This is a genomic window from Heliomarina baculiformis (genome assembly GCF_019966545.1).
Taxonomy (GTDB): Bacteria; Pseudomonadota; Alphaproteobacteria; order Rhodobacterales; family Rhodobacteraceae; genus Heliomarina; species Heliomarina baculiformis.
In genome coordinates this window covers 670,459-694,369 of record NZ_JAIMIC010000002.1, presented here as the reverse complement: position 1 = coordinate 694,369, position 23,911 = coordinate 670,459, and the positions used below count along the sequence as shown (strand labels likewise).

The 23,911-nt window shown below is 61.1% G+C and carries 20 protein-coding genes; 13 read left to right on the top strand and 7 right to left on the bottom strand.

The genetic code is table 11. The annotated features are described in order from the left end of the window. Positions 1 to 13: 13 nt before the first annotated feature. From MF268_RS06965 to MF268_RS06930, 8 genes are all read left to right on the top strand, one after another. The gene (locus tag MF268_RS06965) at positions 14 to 1,795 is read left to right on the top strand and encodes an acyl-CoA dehydrogenase C-terminal domain-containing protein (protein WP_238370155.1); all 1,782 of its coding nucleotides are present in this window, start codon (positions 14 to 16) and stop codon (positions 1,793 to 1,795) included. Between the two features lie 245 nt (positions 1,796 to 2,040). Continuing rightward, positions 2,041 to 3,198, top strand: coding sequence for an acyl-CoA dehydrogenase family protein (locus MF268_RS06960; protein ID WP_238370154.1), 1,158 nt, complete (start codon positions 2,041 to 2,043; stop codon positions 3,196 to 3,198). A gap of 298 nt (positions 3,199 to 3,496) precedes the next feature. After that, a complete protein-coding gene (locus MF268_RS06955; protein ID WP_238370153.1) occupies positions 3,497 to 4,135 on the top strand; it encodes a glutathione S-transferase family protein in 639 nt (212 codons plus the stop codon). Between the two features lie 10 nt (positions 4,136 to 4,145). Then, complete coding sequence (locus MF268_RS06950) at positions 4,146 to 5,357, top strand: acetyl-CoA C-acetyltransferase (RefSeq protein ID WP_238370152.1); 1,212 nt, start codon at positions 4,146 to 4,148, stop codon at positions 5,355 to 5,357. Between the two features lie 22 nt (positions 5,358 to 5,379). Then, positions 5,380 to 7,581, top strand: a complete 2,202-nt coding sequence (locus MF268_RS06945; RefSeq protein WP_238370151.1) for a 3-hydroxyacyl-CoA dehydrogenase NAD-binding domain-containing protein — start codon at positions 5,380 to 5,382, stop codon at positions 7,579 to 7,581. Positions 7,582 to 7,782: 201 nt separating this feature from the next. Continuing rightward, positions 7,783 to 8,445, top strand: coding sequence for an SDR family NAD(P)-dependent oxidoreductase (locus MF268_RS06940; protein ID WP_238370150.1), 663 nt, complete (start codon positions 7,783 to 7,785; stop codon positions 8,443 to 8,445). Next, positions 8,439 to 9,965, top strand: coding sequence for a cryptochrome/photolyase family protein (locus MF268_RS06935; RefSeq protein ID WP_238370149.1), 1,527 nt, complete (start codon positions 8,439 to 8,441; stop codon positions 9,963 to 9,965). The genes MF268_RS06940 and MF268_RS06935 overlap by 7 nt, the downstream gene beginning before the upstream one ends. A 343-nt stretch (positions 9,966 to 10,308) precedes the next feature. Further along, entirely contained in the window at positions 10,309 to 10,968 is a 660-nt protein-coding gene (locus MF268_RS06930; RefSeq protein ID WP_238370148.1) for a hypothetical protein, read from the top strand. Between the two features lie 181 nt (positions 10,969 to 11,149). Here MF268_RS06930 and MF268_RS06925 read toward each other — a convergent pair whose 3' ends face one another. After that, positions 11,150 to 11,803 carry a sulfotransferase family protein gene (locus MF268_RS06925; protein ID WP_238370147.1) on the bottom strand — a complete coding sequence of 218 codons (654 nt, stop codon included), beginning with the start codon at positions 11,801 to 11,803 and terminating at the stop codon, positions 11,150 to 11,152. A 129-nt stretch (positions 11,804 to 11,932) separates the two neighbouring features. On the opposite strand from MF268_RS06925, the gene MF268_RS06920 reads away from it, so the two are divergent. Continuing rightward, on the top strand, positions 11,933 to 13,558 hold the full coding sequence (locus MF268_RS06920) for an AMP-binding protein (protein ID WP_238370146.1): 1,626 nt from the start codon (positions 11,933 to 11,935) through the stop codon (positions 13,556 to 13,558). A gap of 80 nt (positions 13,559 to 13,638) precedes the next feature. Beyond that, entirely contained in the window at positions 13,639 to 14,652 is a 1,014-nt protein-coding gene (locus MF268_RS06915; protein ID WP_238370145.1) for a hypothetical protein, read from the top strand. A 3-nt stretch (positions 14,653 to 14,655) separates the two neighbouring features. On the opposite strand, the gene MF268_RS06910 is transcribed toward MF268_RS06915, so the two are convergent. From MF268_RS06910 to MF268_RS06890, 5 genes are all read right to left on the bottom strand, one after another. Further along, positions 14,656 to 15,819 (bottom strand): SPOR domain-containing protein, encoded by a 1,164-nt coding sequence (locus MF268_RS06910; protein WP_238370144.1) that lies wholly within the window; start codon positions 15,817 to 15,819, stop codon positions 14,656 to 14,658. A gap of 67 nt (positions 15,820 to 15,886) precedes the next feature. Beyond that, on the bottom strand, positions 15,887 to 16,519 hold the full coding sequence (upp, locus tag MF268_RS06905) for a uracil phosphoribosyltransferase (RefSeq protein WP_238370143.1): 633 nt from the start codon (positions 16,517 to 16,519) through the stop codon (positions 15,887 to 15,889). A gap of 67 nt (positions 16,520 to 16,586) precedes the next feature. Continuing rightward, the gene (locus MF268_RS06900; RefSeq protein WP_238370142.1) at positions 16,587 to 17,798 is read right to left on the bottom strand and encodes a phosphopentomutase; all 1,212 of its coding nucleotides are present in this window, start codon (positions 17,796 to 17,798) and stop codon (positions 16,587 to 16,589) included. Then, the gene (locus MF268_RS06895; RefSeq protein WP_238370141.1) at positions 17,795 to 19,102 is read right to left on the bottom strand and encodes a thymidine phosphorylase; all 1,308 of its coding nucleotides are present in this window, start codon (positions 19,100 to 19,102) and stop codon (positions 17,795 to 17,797) included. Before MF268_RS06895 ends, MF268_RS06900 begins: the two co-directional genes overlap by 4 nt. Before the next feature lie 3 nt (positions 19,103 to 19,105). Continuing rightward, positions 19,106 to 19,567 carry a cytidine deaminase gene (locus MF268_RS06890; protein WP_273544908.1) on the bottom strand — a complete coding sequence of 154 codons (462 nt, stop codon included), beginning with the start codon at positions 19,565 to 19,567 and terminating at the stop codon, positions 19,106 to 19,108. A 46-nt stretch (positions 19,568 to 19,613) separates the two neighbouring features. Here MF268_RS06890 and MF268_RS06885 point away from each other — a divergent pair, with 46 nt between their 5' ends. Then, on the top strand, positions 19,614 to 19,826 hold the full coding sequence (locus tag MF268_RS06885; RefSeq protein ID WP_238370139.1) for a hypothetical protein: 213 nt from the start codon (positions 19,614 to 19,616) through the stop codon (positions 19,824 to 19,826). 6 nt (positions 19,827 to 19,832) lie between these two features. Here MF268_RS06885 and MF268_RS06880 read toward each other — a convergent pair whose 3' ends face one another. Next, entirely contained in the window at positions 19,833 to 20,918 is a 1,086-nt protein-coding gene (locus MF268_RS06880; protein ID WP_238370138.1) for a cupin domain-containing protein, read from the bottom strand. A 151-nt stretch (positions 20,919 to 21,069) separates the two neighbouring features. On the opposite strand from MF268_RS06880, the gene MF268_RS06875 reads away from it, so the two are divergent. Then, positions 21,070 to 23,343, top strand: coding sequence for an NADP-dependent malic enzyme (locus tag MF268_RS06875; protein WP_238370137.1), 2,274 nt, complete (start codon positions 21,070 to 21,072; stop codon positions 23,341 to 23,343). Between the two features lie 154 nt (positions 23,344 to 23,497). Continuing rightward, positions 23,498 to 23,899 (top strand): hypothetical protein, encoded by a 402-nt coding sequence (locus tag MF268_RS06870; protein ID WP_238370136.1) that lies wholly within the window; start codon positions 23,498 to 23,500, stop codon positions 23,897 to 23,899. Positions 23,900 to 23,911: the final 12 nt, after the last annotated feature.

The following is a 23,911-nucleotide window of genomic DNA, read 5'->3' as shown; positions in this document are numbered from 1 at the left end:
ACGGAGCGCCCAGATGCCAAGTTACACCGCCCCTACAAAGGATATGCAATTCATTCTGCACGAGGTGCTGAAAGTCACGCAGGCCGATGTTCCGGGCTACGAAGAGCTTGAGCCCGAGTTTACCAATGCCATCCTCGAAGAGGCCGGCAAGATCAGTTCCGAAGTGCTCCAGCCGCTGAACGCGGTGGGCGATACCGAAGGCTGCAAGCTGGAAAACGGCGTCGTGCGTACCCCCACGGGCTTCAAGGAAGCTTTTGACAAGGTAAAGGAAGGCGGCTGGCCCGGGCTCGATATGCCCGAGGAATATGGCGGCCAGAACATGCCCTACGTGCTGAACACTGCCGTGGGCGAAATGTTCTCCTCCGCCAACCAGGCCTTTACCATGTACCAGGGCCTGACCCACGGCGCGGCTTCGGCCATCCTTGCCCACGGGTCGGACGAGCAGAAGAACACCTATCTTCCCAACATGGTGTCCTGCGAATGGACCGGCACCATGAACCTGACCGAACCGCATTGCGGCACCGATCTTGGCCTGATGCGCACCAAGGCCGAACCGCAGGATGACGGCAGCTACAAGATTTCCGGCCAAAAGATCTTTATCTCGGCAGGCGAGCACGAGATGGCCGACAACATCATCCACCTCGTTCTGGCCAAGATCACCGGCGCGCCGGAAGGCATCAAGGGCGTCTCCCTCTTCATCGTGCCCAAATTCCTCGTCAACGAGGACGGCAGCCTTGGCGCGCGCAATGGCGTCGCCTGCGGCAAGATCGAAGAGAAAATGGGCATCCACGGCAACTCGACCTGCGTGATGAACTACGACGAGGCCACCGGTTACCTACTCGGCGAAGAGCACAAGGGCATGCGCGCCATGTTCACCATGATGAACGAAGCCCGCATCGGCGTCGGCATGCAGGGCCTGTCGCAGGCAGAGGTCGCGTTCCAGAATGCGCTTGAATATGCCAAGGACCGCCTTCAGGGCCGCGACGTGACAGGCGTCAAGAACCCAGATGGCCCGGCCGATCCGCTGATCGTGCATCCCGACATCCGTCGTTCGCTGATGGACCAGAAAAGCTTCGCCGAAGGCGCCCGCGCCTTCATCCTCTGGGGCGCCAGCATGATCGACCGCGCCCACCGTGCAGGCGACAAGGACGCCGACGGTCTGGTGTCGCTGCTGACCCCTGTCATCAAGGGCTTCCTCACCGATCAGGGCTACGACATGACCGTCAAGGCCCAGCAGATCTACGGCGGTCATGGCTATATCGAGGAATGGGGCATGTCGCAGTTCACCCGCGATGCCCGCATCGCGATGATCTACGAAGGTGCCAACGGCGTGCAGGCGCTGGACCTTGTGGGCCGCAAACTGGCTGTCGATGGCGGCAAACACGTGATGGCGTTCTTCGATCTGGTCAAGAACTACATCAAAGAGAACTCGGGTCAGGACGAAGCGTTCGACAAGGACTTTCTCGAGCCGCTCAAGAAGGCCTCGAAAGACCTTCAGGCCGCAGGCATGTATTTCATGGCCGAAGGCATCAAGAACCCGAACAACGCGCTGGCCGGGTCCTATGACTTCATGCACATGTTCGGTCATGTCTGCCTAGGGCTTGTCTGGGCGCAGATGGGCAAGGCCGCGATGACCGCGCTCGCCGATGGCGCCTCGGACAAGGAGTTCTATGAAACCAAGCTCGCCACCGGTCGTTACTACATGGCGCGGCAGCTCCCGGCGACAGCCCTGCACCTTTCACGCATCCAGAGCGGTGCAGATACGGTCATGGCGCTGGAAGCGGCGAATTTCTGACCCCCGTTCCTGCGAACCGGGCGGTGCGCCGTCCGGCTCTCCGGCAAGAGGAGAACGCACGACAGTCGTGACCTGTTAATGCGAAACTGCGCAGTGTTCCGGATCGATGGCGCTGCCGGAGATTTTCCGTTCCATCGGAAATCGCTTGCAGATGCCAGCAGACCGGTTTCGTGTTCAATGCAGGAAAGAACGGCGCCCCGCCCCGCGCGGAATAGCCGCTCGAATGCCACGGGAGGAAAGGCACAATGAAAGATACGTTCTCGGCAACAAGCGCTTGGATGAGCGAAGAGCATCACATGCTCGCCGATATGACGGCCCAGTTCATCAATCGCGAATGGGCCCCGAAATTCGAGAAATGGCGCCATCAGGGTCAGATGGATCGCGAGATCTGGCAGGAAGCCGGTGCGCTCGGCCTGCTCTGCCCCTCCATTCCCGAAGCATACGGCGGCGCCGGCGGGGATTTCGGCCACGAAGCCGCGATCCTCATCGAAGCCGCCCGCGCGAACCTCGCCAGCTGGGGCGCGGCCATCCACGGCCCGATTGTCTCGCATTATATCCTCGCCTATGGCAGCGAAGAACAGAAACAACGCTGGTTGCCAAAAATGGTCTCCGGCGAACTGGTCGGCGCTCTTGCAATGACCGAACCCTCAACCGGATCAGACGTACAGAACATCAAGACAAAGGCGACCCGCGAAGGGAATTCCTACAAGCTCTCCGGTCAGAAAACCTTCATCTCGAACGGCCAGCACGCGAACCTGATCGTCGTGGCCGCCAAGACAGACCCGTCCCTCGGGGCAAAAGGCGTGTCGCTGGTGGTCCTTGAAACCGACGGTGCCAGCGGCTTCCAGCGTGGCAGAAATCTTGAGAAGGTCGGCATGCATGCCGCGGATACCTCGGAGCTCTTCTTCGATAACGTGGAAATCCCGCCCGAAAACGTCCTTGGCGGTGAAGAGGGACAGGGTTTCTACCAGATGATGAGCCAGTTGCCGCAGGAGCGTCTGACCATCGCGTGCACCGCGCAGGGCGCAATGGAAGGCGCGGTCGAGCGCACGATCGATTATTGCAAGGAACGACAGGCCTTCAACGGCCCCCTTACCCAGTTCCAGAACACCCGCTTCAAGCTTGCCGAATGCAAGACGAGAACGACGGTATCCCGCGCTTTCCTCAACGAATGCATGCTGGAACACCTCGAAGGCAAGCTGAGCGTCGAAAAAGCAGCAATGATCAAATACTGGTCCTCGGACACCCAATGCGAGGTGCTTGACGAATGCGTCCAGCTACACGGAGGCTACGGTTTCATGATGGAATATGCGGTCGGCGCCATGTGGGCAGATGCCCGCGTCCAGCGCATCTACGGGGGCACCAACGAGATCATGAAAGAGTTGATTGCGAGGTCGCTTTGACACATCAGCGCCCCGCTCCCTGCCCCCTTGCTCCCGCCTCCGGCGGCCGTATTTGGAACGAGAAGAAGGACTGTATGCGTTCACCCCGCGACCCGGCGCCGATCCGACTCTCCGCCACTCGAGCGGGGCCGCGGGGCTTCTCCTCGTGCGGTCATCGGCTCGGCAGCCTGTACCGCATCTCTCACTTGACACCTAAAACTTTAAGACAAGGTTACGAAAGAAACGCATCCTGTGCTTCTTCTCGTTTCAAATACGGAAATTCCGACATCTCAGCACACGCCTTGGGAGGGCTTGAAAGATGACGATCCAGCTGCACTGTTTCGGTGAAAGCGGCAATTCCTACAAGGCCGCGATAGCGCTGCAACTCTCGAGCCTCGACTGGGAACCGGTTTACGTTGATTTTTTCAACGGCGCGACGCGCAGCCCGGACTACCGGAGCACCGTCAACAACATGGGCGAAGCGCCTGTGATGATCGATGGAGATATCCGCCTCAGCCAGTCGGGCGTGATCCAGCAGTATGTGTCCGACAAATCGGGCAAATTCGCAGGCAAGGATCAGGCCGAGAAATACGACGTTTTGCGCTGGGTGCTTTGGGACAACCACAAGCTCAGTTCCACGGCCGGTTTGACCCGTTTTCTCATGAACTTCCTGCCCGAGGACAAACGACCGGCAGATGTAATCTCTTTCAACCTCGGCCGCCTGAAATCGGCTTATGCGACGCTGAATGACCATCTCGCAGAGCGCGACTGGATCGTGGGCAGCGACGTCACCAATGCGGACCTTTCCTGCTGCGGGTATCTCTATTATCCGGAACCTTTCGGTTTCGACCGCAAGGACTGGCCCCATATCGATACCTGGCTGACGCGCCTCAGCGAACAGCCGGGCTGGAAACACCCCTATGACTTGATGCCCGGCTCGCCTGCCGACCGGGCCTAAGGAGGACCATATGACCGACGCTTACATTTATGACGCGCTGCGCACGCCACGGGGCAAGGGCCGCAAGGACGGCGCCCTGCACGAGGTGACCTCGCTGCGCCTTTCCGCCCTGACGCTGAACGCGCTGAAAGAACGAAACAATCTCGATGGCCATGCTGTCGAGGACGTGATCTGGGGAAATGTTACGCAAGTGATGGAACAGGGTGGCTGCCTTGCACGCTCGGCGGTGCTTGCCTCGGATCTCGATGAATCAATCCCCGGTCTCGCGATCAACCGGTTCTGCGCTTCGGGCATGGAGGCGGTCAACCTGGCCGCAAACCAAGTCAAGGGCGGTGCGGGCGATGCCTATATCGCGGGCGGCGTCGAGATGATGGGCCGCGTAGCCATGGGCAGCGATGGGGCGGCGATTGCCGTCGATCCGACGCTGGCGATGGAAAAGTATTTCGTGCCGCAGGGCATTTCCGCCGACATCATCGCCACCGAATACGGGTTTACCCGCGACGAGGCCGATGCGCTGGCCGTGGAATCCCAGCGCCGTGCCAAGGCCGCCTGGGACGACGGGCGTTTCGACAAATCGGTGATCACCGTGCGAGACCAGAACGGTCTGCCGATCCTCGATCATGACGAATACATGCGTCCCCAGACCGACATGCAAAGCCTTGGTGCGCTGAACGCGTCGTTCCAGGCGATGGGCGAAGTCATGCCCGGCTTTGACAAGGTGGCGATGCTGAAATACCCGCATCTGGAAAAGATCAACCACATCCACCACGCGGGCAATTCTTCTGGCATCGTAGACGGTTCCGCCGCCGTGCTGATCGGCAACAAGGAATTCGGTGAGAAATACGGGCTGAAACCCCGCGCTCGCATCAAGGCAACCGCCAAGATCGGCACCGATCCGACCATCATGCTGACCGGTCCTGTCCCGGTGACGCAGAAGATCCTTGCCGAAAATGGTATGAACATCAAGGACATCGACCTGTTTGAGGTGAACGAGGCCTTTGCCGCTGTCGTGCTGCGTTTCATGCAGGCTTTCGACGTGGACAGCGACAAGGTCAACGTGAACGGCGGCTCCATCGCAATGGGCCACCCGCTCGGTGCGACCGGGGCGATGATCATCGGCACCCTGCTGGACGAAATGGAACGCGCCGACAAGGAAACCGGTCTGGCGACGCTGTGCATCGCCTCGGGCATGGGCGCGGCCACCATCATCGAACGCGTGTAAGCCGGGAAAGAGGAGACATCAAATGACTGATTTCACGATGGAAAAAGGCGCCGATGGCGTCGCTCTGATCACCTGGGACTGCCCCGGCAAGACGATGAACGTCATGTCGATCGACGGGTTGAAGGAACTGGAATCCTGCATCGACGACGCGCTTGCGGACGAGGCCGTCAAAGGCGTGGTCATCACCTCGGGCAAGGAAGGCTCCTTTGCCGGCGGCATGGACCTGAACCTGCTTGCGACGCTCAAGGAAAGCGCGGGCGACGATCCGGCCAAAGGGCTCTTCGAGGGCACGATGGAAATGCACGCCCTGCTGCGCAAGATCGAACGCGCCGGCATGGATGCCAAGACCAACAAGGGCGGCAAACCGATTGCCGCCGCCCTGCCCGGCACCGCGGCCGGTATCGGGCTGGAGCTGCCACTGGCCACCCATCGCATCTTTGTCGCCGACAATCCCAAGGCACGGATCGGCCTGCCTGAAATTATGGTCGGGATCTTCCCCGGCGCAGGCGGCACGACGCGTCTGGTGCGCAAGCTCGGCGCGATGGCAGCTTCGCCGCTGCTTCTTGAAGGCAAGATGCTGGAACCGTCCAAGGCCAAGGGCGCGGGCGTGATCGATGAGGTTGTCGACGACCCGGTTGCCGCCGCACGCGAATGGGTTCTGAACGCGACCGACGCAGACATCCTGAAGCCATGGGATGCAAAGGGCTACAAGATGCCCGGCGGCGCGCCCTATCACCCGGCGGGCTTCATGACCTTCGTGGGCGCGAACGCCATGGTCAACGGCAAGACGCAGGGCGCTTTCCCTGCGGCCAAGGCGCTGCTGAGCGCGGTCTATGAGGGCGCGCTTGTTCCCTTTGACACGGCGCTAAAGATCGAGGCGCGGTGGTTCACCCATGTGTTGATGAACCCCTCTTCAGGCGCAATGATCCGCTCGCTCTTCGTGAACAAGGAAGCGCTGGAAAAAGGCGCGGTCCGTCCCGAAGGCATACCGGATCAACGGGTTAAAAAACTGGGCGTTCTCGGCGCGGGCATGATGGGCGCGGGGATCGCGCTCGTCTCCGCACAGGCCGGGATGGAGGTCGTGCTGATCGACCGGGATCAGGCCGCCGCCGACAAGGGCAAAGCCTATACCGAGGCCTATCTCGACAAGGGCATTTCCCGTAAAAAGGTCACGCCCGAAAAGAAAGAGGCGATGCTTGGCCTGATCAACGCGACCCCGGATCTCGACGCGCTGAAAGACTGCGACCTGATCATCGAAGCCGTATTCGAGGATCCCAAGGTCAAGGCCGAAATGACCCAGAAGGTCGAGGCGATCATCCCCGAAGATTGCATCTTTGCCTCCAACACCTCGACCCTGCCGATCACCGGGCTGGCCAAGGCGTCCAAGCGCCCCGACCAGTTCATCGGCATCCACTTCTTCTCGCCCGTCGAGAAGATGCTGCTGGTCGAGATCATCAAGGGTAAGGAAACCGGTGACCGGGCCGTGGCCAAGGCGCTCGACTATGTGCGCCAGATCCGCAAGACTCCGATCGTCGTCAACGATGCGCGCTTTTTCTATTGCAACCGCTGCATCATCCCCTACGGCAACGAGGCGACCCGCATGGTCACAGAAGGCGTCGCACCGGTGCTGATCGACAATGCCGCACGTCAGCTTGGCTTCCCCGTCGGCCCGATCCAGCTGGGGGATGAAACCAGCATCGACCTCGCGGCCAAGATCACCCGCGCCACCAAGGAAGCGATGGGCAACGAATACCCTGCCTCCGAGGCTGACAATCTGGTGTTCTGGATGGAGGAAGAAGGCCGTCTGGGCCGGAAGGCCAAGGCCGGTTACTTCGACTATGACGAAAAGGGCAAACGTATCGGGTATTGGAAAGGTATTCACGACAAGTACCCACTGGCCGATGAACAGCCCGACCTGATCGAGATTCAGGAACGGCTGATGTTCGCGCAGGTGCTCGAAGCTGTCCGCGCGCTCGAAGAAGGCGTGCTGGAAGACATTCGCGAAGGCGACGTCGGCGCGGTCCTCGCCTGGGGCTTTGCGCCGTGGTCCGGTGGCCCGTTCAGCTGGCTCGACATCATCGGCACACCCTATGCCGCCGAACGCTGCGACCAGCTCGAAGCGAAATACGGCGAGCGCTTCAAGTGCCCCGATCTTCTGCGCGAGATGGCGGCCAAGAACCAAACCTTCTACGGGCGCTTCTCGCCCGAGGCCAAAGCAGCCTGATCCGCAAATGCTAAAGGGCGCCCACGTGGCGCCCTTTTCTTTTGGTCCAATGAAACGCACCGGGATCACCTCATTGGCCACATCCTGCGAGCCCCTATGACCGTTTCCGACCACACGCCCCTGTCCCCGAGGGCCTGATCTCCGGGGTTTTCATCCCACCGATCAGAACTAGATCCAAGCGCTACCACAAGGGAGAAGCGCGTGAAAAAGGCCCTGATCATCGGAGCGTCCGGAGGAATTGGCGACGCCGTCGCCACAAGGCTTGAGGAGAGCGAGATCGAGGTGACCCGTTTGTCGCGCAGCAGCGATCAACTGGACGTCACCGATGCGGACTCGGTCGACCGGGTGCTCGGAAACCAGACCGGCCCCTTCGACCTGATCCTAGTCACAACAGGCATCCTTGCACCGCAGGGCGGACAACCCGAGAAATCGCTCGACCAGATCGACGCGGCGGCGATGGCAGAGTTGCTGGCCATCAACACGATTGGCCCGGCGCTGGTTCTGCGTCATGCCCCCCGTTTACTGGCGCAAGAAGGTCGGCCTGTCGTCGCAGTTCTCACAGCGCGCGTCGGCTCCATCGGCGACAATGCCCTCGGCGGCTGGTACAGCTACCGCGCCTCCAAAGCGGCTGCCAACCAGATCGTCCACACTGCGGCCATCGAAATCAGGCGCAAAAATAAATCAGCGGTCGTCGTCGCGCTTCATCCCGGGACGGTCGCTACCAGTTTCACCCAAGACTATCCCGGTCACAAAAAAGTCGCACCTGGGGAGGCCGCCGAAAACCTTCTGCGCGTGATCGGCGGGCTGGACCGAAACGATAATGGGCGCTTTTTCGACTGGGCCGGAGAAGAAGTCCCGTGGTGAAACTGGTCCTCGTTCTCGGCGACCAGCTCACCCCGACGCTTGCCTCGCTACGCGCCGCAGACAAGGCGAATGATCGTGTCGTCATGGCCGAGGTAACCTCCGAGGCCTCCTACGTCCCCCACCACCCTAAGAAGATCGCGCTGGTCTTCGCCTGCATGCGCAAGTTCGCACAACAGCTCCGCAACGACGGCTGGACGGTGGACTACACCCGGCTCGACGATCCGGACAACGCCGGGTCGATCCCGGGCGAACTGCTTCGCCGCGCGTCCGAGAGCGGCGCATCCAGCGTGACCGCCACGCGCCCCGGCGAATGGCGGCTGATCGAGGCCTTGCAGAACACGCCGCTCGATCTCGACATCCTCGAAGACGACCGTTTCGTCGCCAGCCACGCCGATTTCCGCGCTTGGGCGGACGGGCGCAAACAGCTGCGCATGGAGTATTTCTATCGCGAGATGCGTCGCAAGACGGGACTTTTGATGGAGGATGATGAGCCAGCCGGGGGCAAATGGAACTTCGACCAGGACAACCGCAAGCCAGCCAATGCCGATCTCTTCATGCCCAGTCCGCTGAATTTCGAACCGGACGAAACCGTGCAGGAAGTGCTCGACCTCGTCGACGCGACGTTTTCCGATAACTTCGGCGAATTACGCCCCTTTGGTTTTGCCACCGACGCGACCGAGGCCGACGCCGCGCTCGAAAATTTCATCGAAACTACCCTACCCCAATTTGGCGACTATCAGGATGCTATGCTGTCCGGGCACCGGTTCCTCTACCACGCGTTGATCTCTGCCTATCTCAACATCGGCTTACTCGACCCGCTGGACGTCTGCCGCCGGGTGGAAAAGGCATGGCAGAAAGGGCACGCCCCGCTCAATGCGGCAGAGGGTTTCATCCGCCAGATCATCGGCTGGCGCGAATTCGTGCGCGGGATCTATTTCCATGAAGGTCCCGATTACGCCGACAGAAACTGGCTCGAACACGACCGGGCGCTTCCAGGTCTCTACTGGGGAAAGAAAACCGGCATGACCTGTCTTTCAAAAACTGTCGAACAAACCAATGAGGAAGCCTACGCGCATCATATCCAGCGACTGATGGTCACCGGGAATTTTGCCCTTTTGGCCGGGATCGACCCTGCCCAAGTGCATGAATGGTATCTTTCCGTATACTTCGATGCATTCGAATGGGTCGAGGCCCCGAACACCGTGGGCATGAGCCAGTTCGCCGACGGCGGATTGGTCGCATCCAAACCCTATGTCTCATCGGGCAGCTACATCGACCGGATGTCGGACTACTGTTCCGAATGTTCCTATTCCGTAAAGGAAAAAACCGGAAAAGACGCATGCCCGTACAACCTGCTCTATTGGCATTTCCTGTCCCGCCATCGCAGTCGGTTTTCAGACAATCCCCGCATGGCCATGATGTATCGCACATGGGACAAGATGGATTCCGATCGCCAGGATGAGATCCTGACCGGCGCGGAAGACTTCCTCAGCCGCATGGACGCGGGCGACCCGGTCTGAGCAAGTCTTGGTAGCGACCACCGTAATACCCGTCCCGGCAGACAACCCACTGTTTGATCCCTCAGCAAGGACTCCAACCGGGCTTTCGGACGCTTCTGCATATATATAACGCGCGCCTAAAAGCCCGACCAACCGTCAGCACCGCGTCCCGGATGAAATCCTACGCTTGTCGAACAGCAGTAACCCGCCGTTCGCCCTGCGATGGCCACATGTGCGCCTTTCATTCTAAAGGGCGTTCGCGTATCTTTTCATTCTAAGAAGACATTTTTTTAGTTTACTCTGTGGCCTGCTTCGAGGCCCGAATGGCCTGTTAAAAGATCTACTTTAAAGAGGAGCTTATTGCATGAAATTCCGCAGCATTATCAGTTCTTTGGTCGCTACAGCTGTTTCAATAACGGCACTCCCGGCCATGGCAGCAACCTTTGCTTTCAACGTCCAAGTTGTCGAAAGCATCGATGTCGTGCCGTCGCCAACATTCGATTTGCCGGATGTCGGGACGGTCGGGACCGTGACCTTCCTTCTGGATGCCGCCACACTGGACTCTGACGGAGATCCTTTGACAGGCATTAATGTAGATTCCCCTCTTCCCCAGTCTCTCGCCGACGCAGAGGCGACGATTGGCGGCCTAACCTCCGATCTGTCCGACGTGAGCATTTTCGGTTTCCCGGGTGGCGCCCGTTTCAGCAATGGGAGCTTCAGCAATATCACAATTTCGCTTGCCGGTGCGGACTGCATTGCCCTGAGCTGTACGCTTGCAGGCTCATTTTCGATCCTGAAGCCGGGCGCTCCCGCGCCCACGCTTTTTGCCGATGTCGAGGCGCTCTTATTGGACCCCGACGCAGTTGCCCGGTTTTCCTTCAATGGCACGGTGCAGGGGGAATTCGTGAGCTTCGTGGCGGAATCGGTTCCCACACCGGTGATCCCGCTGCCTGCGGGTGGCATTCTGCTGCTTTCCGCGCTGATGGGATTCGCCGCGTTTCGGGGACGGCAAGGTGGTGACTGACCCGCGTTAGAGTTCAAACGCTCCGGGGTTTCCAAACTGGTATGACCAACGCAGCGCACGTTTCTATGTGAAACGCGCGATTTAAACCGGCAGTCACATTTGCCAACAAGCGATCAGGCTCCCTGAACGGGCACTCGGCTCTATCCCTGCCATTTCAACCGATACCGCCAGAGCGGCCCGTCTACCCCCCCTCGAACCGATACCCGAAACGGGCGATATCCTCGGCGCAGGAATCGGCAACCGCTTCTGCGGCGCGATCGTCGTAATAGCTGCGGTAATCCGGCACCCTGTCCGACCGGTTCACATGCGGCAGGTCAAGCGTGAACCCAAGATGCTCCCACAAGCCAATGGAATCCCGCTCGAAATCTTCGATCCGGATATAGGCGCCGCAGTGCTCCCGCCCGTCGCTGCGCCGCATGTAGCTTGCCGCCGGAGAGGCCGCGAAAGCCGCGCAGGTTTTCGGATGGCACAGGAAATCCGTGAAATCCAAGGCACCGGCCAGCGCCACAGCCGGATGGCCGAACGCTTGTTCGCGCAGCCAGTGGTAATAGCTCACCGCCCGGTCCCATGGGTTGCGCACCAGCGTAAAGGCGAACAGCCCCTCCATCACCGTATCCGGCACCAGACCCTCGATATCGGCGAGGGTGGAATGCTTCCACAATCGACCCCGCGTGTTCTTGCCGCTGACCCTGTGCCGCCGCTTCAGCGCCTTGGGTGTATCGCCCAGCATGATGTCATCCTTCATCGCCCGCCCCTCGAGCGCGAGCGCCAGAGAGGTCCCCCCGGTCTTGGGGATATGGATGAAAACATAACGGCGTCCGGGACTTAGGATCATGTACCAATGCTATCCGATTTCCTTCGCCCCGCAATAACAAGCTGCGAATATTGCGCATCTGCCTCTTTTCAATACCCTCGGCGCGGCGCAATATTACGCGACGACACACCGTCAGGGAGGGGACAGATCATGGGCTGGATGCAGGATGAAACCGGGCTGGAGCGTAACGCGGCCAATTACGTGCCTCTCACGCCGCTTTCCACCCTGAAACGGGCCGCGCTGATCTATCCTGACGAACTGGCCATGGTCTATGGCCCGCACCGCAAAACCTACCGCGAATACACCGACCGCGTGACTCGGCTCGCCTCTGCATTGGCGGCCAAAGGTGTAAACCCCGGCGATGTGGTCGCAACTGTGATCCCCAACCTGCCCGCCCAGGCCGAGGCGCATTTCGGCGTGCCCGCCTGCGGCGCGGTGCTGAACACGATCAACACAAGGCTCGACGCCGATACCGTCGCTTATATCCTTGATCATGGCGCCGCGAAGATCGTACTGGTCGACAGCCAGTTCATCCCCCTCATGAAAGACGCGCTTTCCCGCATGGGAGAGACAAAACCCGAAGTCATCGAGGTACCCGACGATCACGCGAACCACCCCGCGAGCGGAGACTTCGAAACCTACGAAGACATGCTGACCAAAGCCGATCCCGAATTCAACTGGATCATGCCAGAGGACGAATGGGAGAGCATCGCGCTCAACTACACCTCCGGCACGACCGGGCGACCCAAGGGCGTCGTCTATCACCATCGAGGCGCCTATCTGAACGCGATGAGCCAGATCCTCAGCTGGCGCATGGTGTTGCGGCCGCGCTACCTGACCATCGTGCCGCTGTTTCACTGCAACGGCTGGTGCCACACATGGATGATGCCGATGGTTGGCGGCCGCCTGATCTGCTGCCGCGACATTACCGCACCCGCCATCTTCAACGCTATCGCAGATGAGGGCGTGACCCATTTCGGCGGTGCACCCATCGTGCTGAACGCGCTGGTCAACGCCCCCGAAAGCGAGCGTCGCGAATTCGACCACGTGGTCGAGGTCTTTACCGCCGGCGCCCCGCCTGCCCCAGCCACGCTCGCCAAGATCGAACCGATGGGCTTCAACATCACGCAGGTCTACGGCCTGACCGAAACCTATGGGCCTGCCACCGAATGCACATGGGGCGAACATTGGGATGGATTGCAGGGCAACGACCGCGCCGCGGTCAAGGCGAGACAGGGCGTGGCCATGCCGATCTTTGAACATATCACCGTGGTGGATGAAAACATGGGCCAGATCACCATGGACGGCGTCGATCACGGGGAAATCGTGATGCGCGGCAATGGCGTGATGAAGGGCTATTACAAGAACCCCGAAGCCACCGCCGAGGCCTTCAAAGGCGGGTACTTCCACTCCGGTGACATCGCCATCCAGCATCCCGACGGGTTCATGCAGATCACCGACCGCGCCAAGGACGTGATCATCTCGGGCGGCGAAAACATTTCCTCGGTCGAGGTCGAAAACGTCCTGATGGGCCATCCGGACGTAAACCTTGCCGCCGTTGTCGCCAAGCCGGACGAGAAATGGGGCGAAAGCCCTTGCGCCTTCGTGGAACTCAAACCTGGCGCAAGCACCGATGCCGCCGGGCTGATCGCCTATGCGCGTGACCACCTCGCCCATTTCAAGGCGCCCAAGACCGTCGTTTTCGAGGAACTGCCCAAGACATCGACAGGCAAAATCCAGAAATTCGAGCTGCGCAACCGCGCCAAGGCACTCTGACACTTGTCAGAAGTTTGCCCTGCTGACATTGGCCATGTTATGAAAAGAAAAACACCGAGGCACAGGCAAAACCGGCGCAGATGACAGCCCTGACCCAGTATGAACGGCTGGAGGCCACCGGCCTCTGGCGACCGACCCCGCAGGAGCAGCGGCGAGAGGTCTATGTTTCCATTGGCAAGGCCACTCTGACCATTTCGAATTTTCACAATCAGGCGCTGACCCACTGGTCTCTCGCTGCGATTGAACGGGCCGATCCGAACAGCATGCCCGCCATCTATCACCCCGATGGCGATCCGGATGAAACGCTGGAACTCTCGGAAAACGAAGCGGAAATGATCGAGGCCATCGAAAGGCTGCGTCGCGCCGTCGATCGTGCCCGCCCCCGGCCCGGACGCCTGCGCGGTGTCGGCATCGCAGCCGTCGTGATCGGGACAATCGCCGCCGCGACGCTCTGGCTGCCCGGCGCGATGATGCGCCACACGCTGAACGTGGTGCCGGACATCCGGCGTCAGGATATAGGCGAGGCACTGCTTGGCCGGCTCGAACGCGTATCCGGCCGGGCCTGCCGCTCTGTCGAAACCCAGCCGGTCCTGAAACGGCTCGCGCGCGAACTTGGCGTGCGCCGCATCGTGATCCTGCCCGCCGGTGTCCGCGACAGCCTCCACCTGCCCGGCGATGTCGTCGTGCTGAACAAGGCGCTGGTCGAGGATTACGAGGACCCCGCCGTCTCCGCCGGATATGTGCTGGCCGAGAAAACCCGTGCCGAGCATCTCGACCCGCTGAAAGAACTGCTGGAGGAAAGCGGCATTGTCGCCTCTTTCCACCTGTTGACCACCGGCGAACTCACACAGGAGATCCTCGACGGCTACAGCGAGCGCATCGTCGTCGCGCCCAAGACGCCCCTGCCCCAGGACGCGCTGCTTGAGAATTTTGCCGAGGCCAAGCTTTCGACCAAGCCCTATGCCTACGCCGTCGATGTGACCGGGGAAACCACGATTGGCCTGATCGAGGCCGATCCCCTCGCCGGGAAAGCCCAGACCTCTCTGATGAAGGATCGCGACTGGGTCTTGCTTCAGGGTATTTGCGGCGGCTGAAACCTAGCGGCTTCCACCCCGATTGCCCGCCTTGTTTGCCGGGGCCGAACGGGTAGACACCCGCGCAACTGGCGCCGTCTGCGCTAGGGGCGGGGTCCAGAATGGCGAATTGCCCCGCACCGCCGGTTCTTCTACCGTAACCACGCGCGCGGAGGCATCCTGCGGCAAAAGACGGCGCGGCAGGTCCTTGCTCCAGATCTTGTCGGTCTGCGCCTCACCGGTTTGCGACACCAAGGCGCGCTTGGGGTTCAGCCGGTCGTCGTCCCATGCCGGGCGATAGCCTTTGGGCACGGCCGGACCATGGGTGACAACGCTTGGCCGCAGCGTCATTTCCGCCCGTTTCGGGTTAAGCCGGTCATCAGTCCAGACCGGGCGATAGCCCTTGGGCACGGTAAACGTGCCTGCGTTCTTGCGGTTCTCATAGATATGGCGTCGAACGGCGCGCGTATCCGGTGACAATCCCGCCTGCGCGGCCTCCGAAGAAGTCGTGACCTTGACCGTCGCCGTCCGTTTCGCCGGTGCCGTGCTGGTGAATACCGTCGGCGCAGGTCCTGCCGAAGGCTGTCGTGCGGGCGCGGTTTGCCGCGCAGTACGCGGCGCCACTGGCTGCGGCGCCGCTTCCGCAGAAGGTGGGTTGGTAAACACCGTCGGCGCCGGGCCCGGGGACGGCTTGGGGACAGTCGACGTTGCCGCGCTCTCCGGCGCGGTGGTAACACGCTGGGCAGGCGCAGATGGCTCATTCGTAAACACGGTCGGAGCCGGGCCCGGCGATGGCGCGCGTGGGGCGGTTGTCACCTGGGACGGCGCCGACGTACCGGCAGGAGCGGTCGCACGATCCGATGGGTCAAGCTCGATGATCTCGACCGGCCCCGTCGTCGCGGCACGTCCGCCCGTTCCGGTCGCAAGCTCCGCCCGCTGCGCCTCGCTTAACGACGGCTGATAACCGCAGACCTGCCGGCGCGCGCGATCCACGCGCGGCACCCATGTCACTGTGCCGTCGATCCCGGCGCGGATATAGATGCAGCCCCGGCTGTCGACATATTGCCTTGCGGTATAGGAACTTGGCGGGAACTCGGCCGGGGGCCGGGCATCGCGAAGCGGCTGAGCCACCGCCGGGGCGACGCCCGCCAGCAGCAGAGAGATAGCAATAGTTCTTGTTATCTTCACAGCAGCACCCACGATATATTGCGGTCAAAGATGCCGCGAATCGAACGCTGAGTAAAGCAGCCTTTCGTTACTTGGTGCCGAACATCCGGTCACCCGCGTCGCCCAGACCGGGCATGATATAGCCTTTGCTGTTCAATCCGCGATCGACCGCCGCCGTGACGATCTGCACATCCGGATGCGCCTCTTTCATCCGCGCGATCCCCTCGGGCGCGGCCAGCAGACAAAGAAACCGGATATCCGTCGCCCCGGCCTTTTTCAGCAGATCGACCGCCGCCGCCGAGGAATTGCCCGTCGCCAGCATAGGATCGACCGCGATCACCAGCCGGTTGTCGAGCGATTCCGGCACCTTGAAGTAATACTGCACCGGTTGCAGCGTTTCCTCGTCGCGATAAAGACCGACAAAACCCACCCGCGCAGAGGGGATCAGCTCCAGCGCGCCATCCAGCATCCCGTTCCCGGCCCGCAGAATCGAGACCAGCGCCAGTTTCTTGCCCGCAAGCGACGGTGCATCCATCGTCTCCATCGGAGTCTGGATGGTCTTGTCCTCAAGCGGCATTTCGCGTGTGACTTCATAGACCAGCAATTGTGTGATCTCGCGCAGCAGTTGGCGGAACACTGCGGTCGAGGTCGCCTTGTCCCGCATCAGGGTCAGCTTGTGCTGCACAAGCGGGTGTTTCACTTCGGTCAGATGCTCAGTCATGTGGCACGCTCCGGCTAAGGGATTTTCCCCTTATTGTGACAGCGAGACGATGCAGGCAAGTCATCGCTCAGAAAAAGCTGCGCCCGGGTCCCTGTGATGCCACTCCAAGATGCGCCGCGACACTGGCTGCCACATCCGTGAACGCGACCTGTCCCAGCGGTCCCGCACCCTTTCCAGCAACAAGGACAGGAACCCTCTCACGCGTATGATCGGTGCCTTTCCAGCTTGGGTCGTTGCCATGATCCGCCGTGAACAGCATCATGTCGCCCGGCTGCATCGCCGCGACAAGACCGCCAACCCTCGCGTCGAACCACTCGAGCGCCCGGGCATAGCCCGACATGTCGCGTCGGTGCCCGTAAAGGCTGTCGAACTCCACGAAATTGGCGAATGTCAGGCTACCAGGTTCTGCTTCGCGCATGAGATCTTCCATATGATCCATAAGCTTGGCATCCGATCCCTTGCGCAGATCATCAAACCCCCGCATAGAGAATATGTCCCCGATCTTTCCTACGCCATAAACCCGCCCGCCGGCCTGCTGTACCCATTCGCCCAGCACCGGCGCAGGCGGTTCAATCGCGTAATCGCGCCGGTTCGTTGTGCGTTGAAACCCCTCTTCGGGGGAGCCGACAAAAGGCCGGGCGATGACCCGGCCCACTTTCATCGCATGCAACCGTGGCGCGACGGTCTTGCAAAGCTTCAGCAGGCGTTCCAGCCCGAATGTCTCTTCATGCGCGGCGACCTGGAACACGCTGTCCGCCGAGGTATAGCAGATCGGCCAGCCGGTTTTCATGTGCTCCGCGCCAAGTTCTTCGATGATCGTCGTGCCCGAGGCGTGGCACTTGCCAAGAATGCCTCCGCTGCCCGCCGCCTCGGCCACGGCGTGGCTCAAATCCTCGGGGAAGGCCGGGCGCTCCTCGGGGAAATAATGCCAGTCCCATGGCACCGGCACGCCTGCCAGCTCCCAATGTCCCGAAGGCGTATCTTTGCCGGGTGAGATCTCGCTCGCCGCGCCCCAAATGCCCTCGGGTTCCGCCCCAAGCCCCGGTGCGTCATCGCCCGAAGCCAGCCGGACCGCCGCCCCAAGCCCAAGCCGGTCGAGATTGGGCATGTTCAACGGACCGCTCCGCCCCTCTTTGGCGCGCCCCTCGGCACAGGCCATCGCAATATGCGCCAAGGTGTTCGCGCCCGTATCCGGCAGATCGCCGTTAAAGAACCGGTCCGCATCCGGTGCCCCGCCGATCCCGACAGAATCCATGACGATCAAAAAGGCACGGCTCATCTGACGATCCTTTCGTGAACAAGCTGCGGTATCGCAGGCTTTTCAGGCGCGATCACAATCGCCTTTTGCACGGCCGCCGCTGCCGCTTCCGCAGCTTCCTCGCGCGCGGCATGTACCATCGCCAGCGGCGTCCCTTTTTCAACCCGCGTGCCCAGCCGGACAATCTTGGACAGCCCGACCGACGGATCAATACGGTCGCTTTCAACCTGACGCCCGCCGCCCAGACCGATCACCGCTAGCCCCAGCGCCTCGCCATCTATCGAAACGACATAGCCAGCCTTAGATGCCACGACTTCGTGCATGATATTTGCCTCCGGCAGCAGCCGCCGCCAATTTTCGAGAAAATGCACCGGCCCGCCTTGCGCCGCCACCATCTGTCCGAATTTCTCGCCCGCGCGCCCGTCGGCAACGACTTCGCGGATCAGCGCCTCTCCCGCCGCCACATCATTGGCCAGCCCGGCATCGGTCAGCAGCACACCGCCCAGCGCAACGGTGATCTCGACCAGCGGACCTCCACCCTCTCCACTCAGTGCCTGCATCACCTCGGCCACTTCCAGCGCGTTGCCAAGGCTGGGCGCAAGGGGTTGATTCATATCGCTGATTATCGCGCTTGTCGGACACCCCGCCGCCTCTGCGGTGTCCCGCAGCGCCCGGGCCAGCGCCCGCGCCTCGGGCAGGGATTTCATGAAAGCGCCACTGCCCAATTTGACATCCAGCACCAGCGCGCCCGGTGCCGCCGCCAGCTTTTTCGACAGGATCGACGCCGTGATCAAATCAAGGCTTTCCACCGTCCCGGTCACATCCCGGATCGCGTAAAGCCGACGGTCCGCCGGGGCGATCCCCTCGGTCGCGCCGACGATAGCGCAGCCGTGCTTGCCGACAATCTGCTGGAACTGGTCCCGCGCAATCGCGGTCGTGAATCCGGGGATCGATTCCAATTTATCCAGCGTCCCGCCCGTATGTCCAAGCCCGCGCCCAGAAATCATCGGCACATAGCCCCCGCAGACCGCCAGCGCCGGGGCAAGGATCAGCGACACGCAATCGCCCACCCCGCCAGTCGAATGCTTGTCGATCACCGGCCCGCCGAGATCCCATGAGAGAACCTCACCGCTGTCGCGCATGGCGAGCGTCAGCGCCGCACGCCCCTCGGTGCCCAGATCGCCAAGGCAGACTGCCATCGCAAAGGCCCCCGCCTGCGCATCGCTGACCGTGCCATCGGCTAGCCCTTGCGCGAACCAACGCAACTCGTCCACATCGGGCACCTCGCGCCTCCGCAACCGCGCGATGATCGAACGCGCATCCACGGTTTATTCCCCGCTCATATGCGCCGCTCCAAAAGCGCCCGGCAGCAGATCGCCAATGGTGGTCCGAAACTCTTCTCCCGACACCGTAGCAAGAGTCACCGGCACATCGCTGCCACCGAATTCGGCAAGCTTCTGTCGGCACCCGCCGCAGGGCGGCACCGGGCTAGGCGACCCCGCGATGACATAGACTTCGGCAAGCGTTGTTTCGCCCGCCGCGACCATCGCGGCAATCGCCCCGGCCTCGGCGCAGGTCCCCTCGGGATAGGCCACGTTTTCCACGTTGCACCCGATGTACACCGCACCCGAGTCCGACCGGATCGCAGCCCCCACCTTGAACGCCGAATAGGGCGCATGGGCATTCTCCCGCACCGCGCTCGCCGCCGCTCTCAGATCTTTCATCTCAAGGCCCTTCTTTTTCATAGCTATGTCATGTTCCCGGCTGTAACCATTGGATGCAAGGAACATTAAATGCCGCGGCGCGTTTTGACACCGCAGCAACCGGTACAGGTCCATGACAAGTTCACTCTACTCACGCCCCCGTGTCGCCCTGAAGAAGAACGGAGGTACCCCCCAGCACGAAGAACGCAAGAAACCGGCGACGTCGCGCACCGAGGCCGAACTTCTGCGGCTTTCAGAGCAGGAAGGCCACCCCGAACTCGGCGAACTGACCGAGCGCGAGGCGCGCATCCGGATCGCCCAGCTCAAGCGGCACCGCGAGTCCTGACACGTATCAGCCGAGCTTTGTCTCAAACACGCCCGGCAGCGATACTTCAAGCAATTCAATGTTTTCGCTGGCATCCCGGAGCCGCGTTTTCATGCCAGGCGGGATAACAAAAGCGTCCCCTTCGGTCAGCGGATAAGGCTCACGCCCTTCTCCCTCGAGCGTCACCTGCCCCGACATCACAAAGGTGAAAAGAATATCGGTGTCATGGCGCGCCCAGTCCGGCGTACCCTGTCCCTTGCGCACCACCTGAACGCCGGCGACACCCTTGGTATTCTCGGAAATGGTCGTGTCCCGCGCCTCGAACCCCGGAATCCGGAACGGTACCCAGGTCGCATCCTTCGCCCGATTGTAAACGAAACGCTGCCCCTGCCATTCGCGCTCAGGGCGAAGATGCGGTGTCGGCAATTCCATATCATGGTCGATTTCAGTGACATGCTCGGCGGGTACGCCGATCTCGATCACCTGAACATTGTCGCTCGCTTCAAGCACACGATGGCGGATCTCGGGCGGCTGGATGAAACAATCGCCCGCCGTCAGGCGCATCTTCGGCCCCTGATCTTCGTAAACCACGTCTACCCAACCGTTTATGCAAAAGATGAGCTGAAAGCCGACCTTGTGGAAATGCACCATGTCAGGCACCGGGCCGCCGTCAGGAATCCGGATATGGCTTGCAATGATCGACCCGCCCAGGCGGTCGGGAATCAGGTCACGGTAATGCATCCCCGCCCGCCCGATGATCCACGGCGCCTGATCCGCCAGTCGCCGCACCACAAAGGAATGCACCGTCGTCGGCATCTGCATCGGCGGGTTCAACTCATCGATTTCGATTTTGGTCCCATTCGGCGCGATCAGTTCCCGCTTTCCATCGGCGAATTCATCCGGCGCATCGGTCAGAATACGCAAAGTTCCCGGTGATTCCGGCGCACCATTCTCGACCCGCAGCCGCAGCCCATGCCCGGAAAAAACCGCCACCTGGGGGTCATCCGCCGGATAGATCATATCCAGCCGCATCCCCAATACCTTGGTAAGAAACGGAATATCATCGCGCAGCTCTTGCGTGGGAAGTCGGATTTCCCCCCGGATCTCGGTCATCTTTGCTCTCTTTCACCGTGTTTTTCGCGACTTTGACGAGCCGCCGCCAAACTTGCAAGCAAGCGGCTTGGTGAACGATGTGAAAAGAACCGTTTAACGCCACAAAAAAATGGTTTAACACTAAACTAAACCCAGAAAGAGGTCCGTTCCCGTGTCCGAAAACCAGAGCCTGCGCCAGGCTGCGCTGTATTACCACGAACATCCCAAGCCCGGAAAACTCGAAATCCGCGCCACCAAGCCAATGGCGAACGGGCGCGATCTGGCCCGTGCCTATTCTCCTGGCGTGGCCGAGGCCTGCCTTGAAATCAAGGAAGATGAGGCAAACGCCGCGCGCTACACCACGCGGGGCAATCTGGTCGGCGTCGTCTCCAATGGCTCGGCGGTTCTGGGGCTTGGCAACATCGGCGCGCTGGCCTCGAAACCGGTGATGGAGGGCAAGGCCGTGCTCTTCAAGAAATTCGCCAATATCGACTGTTTCGATATCGAATTGAACGAACCCGACCCCGAAAAGCTGGCCGATCTCGTCTGCGCGATGGAACCGACCTTTGGCGCGATCAATCTCGAAGACATCAAGGCCCCCGACTGTTTCATCGTCGAACGGATCTGCCGCGAACGCATGAACATCCCGGTGTTCCACGATGATCAGCACGGCACCGCCATCGTCGTAGGCGCGGCCGCCAAGAACGCGATCTTCGTCGCGCAGAAATCCTTTGAGGACATCAAGATCGTCTCGACCGGCGGTGGCGCGGCGGGCATCGCCTGCCTCAACATGCTGCTGAAACTGGGTGTCAAACGCGAAAACGTCTGGCTCTGTGATATTCACGGTCTCGTCTACGAAGGACGGGCCGAGGACATGAACCCTCAAAAAGCCGAATATGCGCAAAAATCCGATCTGCGCACACTGGATGAGGTCATCGACGGTGCCGATCTCTTTCTCGGCCTGTCCGGCCCCGGCGTGCTACAGCCGGAAATGGTGGCCCGCATGGCGACCCGCCCGATCATCTTTGCCCTCGCCAACCCCACGCCCGAAATCATGCCCGACCTCGTCCGTCAAGTCGCGCCGGATGCGATCATCGCGACAGGCCGCAGCGATTTTCCCAACCAGGTCAATAACGTCCTCTGCTTCCCCTTTATCTTCCGCGGGGCGTTGGATGTTGGCGCGACCGAGATCAACGACGAGATGCAGCTTGCCTGTATCGACGGGATCGCGGAACTCGCCCGCGCCACCACCAGCGCCGAGGCTGCCGCCGCCTATTCCGGCGAACAGCTTACCTTTGGCGCCGATTACCTGATCCCCAAGCCTTTCGATCCGCGCCTGATTGCTGTGGTCTCGTCCTCCGTGGCTCGCGCCGCGATGGAAAGCGGCGTTGCCGCGCGACCGATCGAGGATCTCGACGCCTATAAGCACAAGCTGAACCAGTCGGTCTTCCGCTCAGCCCTGCTGATGCGCCCGGTGTTCGAGGCCGCCGCCTCTGCCTCGCGCCGGATCGTATTTGCTGAGGGCGAGGACGAACGTGTTCTCCGCGCCGCGCAGGCGGTGCTCGAAGAGACCACTGAAACCCCGATTCTGATCGGCCGCCCCGAAGTGATCGAGCAGCGCTGCGAACGCTTCGGGCTCGATATCCGCCCGGGCCGCGATGTGCAGCTCGTGAACCCGGAAAACGACCCGCGCTACTACGATTACTGGACTTCGTATCACGAGATCATGGAACGGCGCGGCGTCACACCGGACCTCGCCAAGGCGATCCTGCGGACCAACACCACGGCCATCGGCGCGATCATGGTCCAACGCGGCGAGGCCGACTGCCTGATCTGCGGCACTTTCGGCGAATACCGCTGGCATCTGAACTACATCAATCAGGTGCTGGGATCGGACGAATTGCATCCTGCGGGCGCGCTCAGCCTGATGATCCTCGAAGAGGGTCCGCTGTTCATCGCCGATACGCAGGTCCACACCGAACCCACCGCCGAGGAACTTGCGGATATCGCCATCGGGGCCGCGCGTCACGTGCGCCGCTTTGGCCTAACCCCCAAGGTCGCCATGTGTTCGCAATCGCAATTCGGCAGCCAGAACGACAGTTCCGGCCAGCGCATGCGCGCCGCGATGGACATTCTGAACCGCAAGGGCTGCACCTTTGAATTCGAGGGCGAAATGAACGTCGAAGCCGCGCTCGACGGGGAACTTCGCGCCCGGGTTTTCCCGAACTCGCGCATGGAAGGCATCGCCAATGTGCTGGTCTTTGCCCATGCAGACGCAGCCAGCGGCGTGCGCAACATCCTCAAGATGCGCGCGGGCGGGCTCGAAGTCGGACCGATCCTGATGGGCATGGGGAACCGCGCCCATATCGTCAGCCCCTCGATCACCACGCGCGGGTTGCTGAACATGTCCGCCATCGCGGGCACCCCGGTTGCGCAATACGGCTAAGCGACCATCTCCCATCGCCCCGTTAGCGGGGCGAGATTCCCCGCCGACACATGCCGCGTTTCGAAGAGCGTAAATTCCGGCGCGTCATTCTGGCTAAACTCAGTCCAGTGAAATACCCCTCGCCGGAACGCAATTCCGCCATGCGGCAACCCACATGGCGGACACTCTAGGGAAAAATGGCTGGATTACTTATTTCTTGACGGTTTTATCGCCGGGTTTAGACGGCTTGGACTTCTTGTCGCCCATCGGGGCAATCCTCAATGCAAAGGTACAGGCACCATGCCTGCCCTGTCACCAGAACTACCACCACATCCCTGATTCCAGCTTGCCGATTTTCGACCTCGACGTCGTATTTTCACCTCGTATTCCCCTGCGGCAATTTGCTGCCGAACCCGCCGGATCATATGGAAACTTTGCAAACCCGACCCTTGCGACAAAGACCGCCCTATACGGTTTGCAAACTGTTGCGCTAACGGTCACGAAAATTTGCGCCAGACTGTCGCGCCACCTGTCTCGCGGCTTGCCGGACCTGCCTTCGCTCCTTAACAAACCCTAATGGATGCGGAGG

Excerpts from the sequence above, each read along its gene's own strand:
- MF268_RS06965 (WP_238370155.1), top strand. The coding sequence starts at position 14 with ATGCCAAGTTACACCGCCCCTACAAAGGATATGCAATTCATTCTGCAC.
- MF268_RS06960 (WP_238370154.1), top strand. The coding sequence starts at position 2,041 with ATGAAAGATACGTTCTCGGCAACAAGCGCTTGGATGAGCGAAGAGCAT.
- MF268_RS06955 (WP_238370153.1), top strand. The coding sequence starts at position 3,497 with ATGACGATCCAGCTGCACTGTTTCGGTGAAAGCGGCAATTCCTACAAG.
- MF268_RS06950 (WP_238370152.1), top strand. The coding sequence starts at position 4,146 with ATGACCGACGCTTACATTTATGACGCGCTGCGCACGCCACGGGGCAAG.
- MF268_RS06945 (WP_238370151.1), top strand. The coding sequence starts at position 5,380 with ATGACTGATTTCACGATGGAAAAAGGCGCCGATGGCGTCGCTCTGATC.
- MF268_RS06930 (WP_238370148.1), top strand. The coding sequence starts at position 10,309 with ATGAAATTCCGCAGCATTATCAGTTCTTTGGTCGCTACAGCTGTTTCA.
- MF268_RS06925 (WP_238370147.1), bottom strand. The coding sequence starts at position 11,803 with ATGATCCTAAGTCCCGGACGCCGTTATGTTTTCATCCATATCCCCAAG.
- MF268_RS06920 (WP_238370146.1), top strand. The coding sequence starts at position 11,933 with ATGGGCTGGATGCAGGATGAAACCGGGCTGGAGCGTAACGCGGCCAAT.
- MF268_RS06915 (WP_238370145.1), top strand. The coding sequence starts at position 13,639 with ATGACAGCCCTGACCCAGTATGAACGGCTGGAGGCCACCGGCCTCTGG.
- upp (WP_238370143.1), bottom strand. The coding sequence starts at position 16,519 with ATGACTGAGCATCTGACCGAAGTGAAACACCCGCTTGTGCAGCACAAG.
- MF268_RS06900 (WP_238370142.1), bottom strand. The coding sequence starts at position 17,798 with ATGAGCCGTGCCTTTTTGATCGTCATGGATTCTGTCGGGATCGGCGGG.
- MF268_RS06890 (WP_273544908.1), bottom strand. The coding sequence starts at position 19,567 with ATGTTCCTTGCATCCAATGGTTACAGCCGGGAACATGACATAGCTATG.
- MF268_RS06885 (WP_238370139.1), top strand. The coding sequence starts at position 19,614 with ATGACAAGTTCACTCTACTCACGCCCCCGTGTCGCCCTGAAGAAGAAC.
- MF268_RS06880 (WP_238370138.1), bottom strand. The coding sequence starts at position 20,918 with ATGACCGAGATCCGGGGGGAAATCCGACTTCCCACGCAAGAGCTGCGC.
- MF268_RS06870 (WP_238370136.1), top strand. The coding sequence starts at position 23,498 with ATGGCGGACACTCTAGGGAAAAATGGCTGGATTACTTATTTCTTGACG.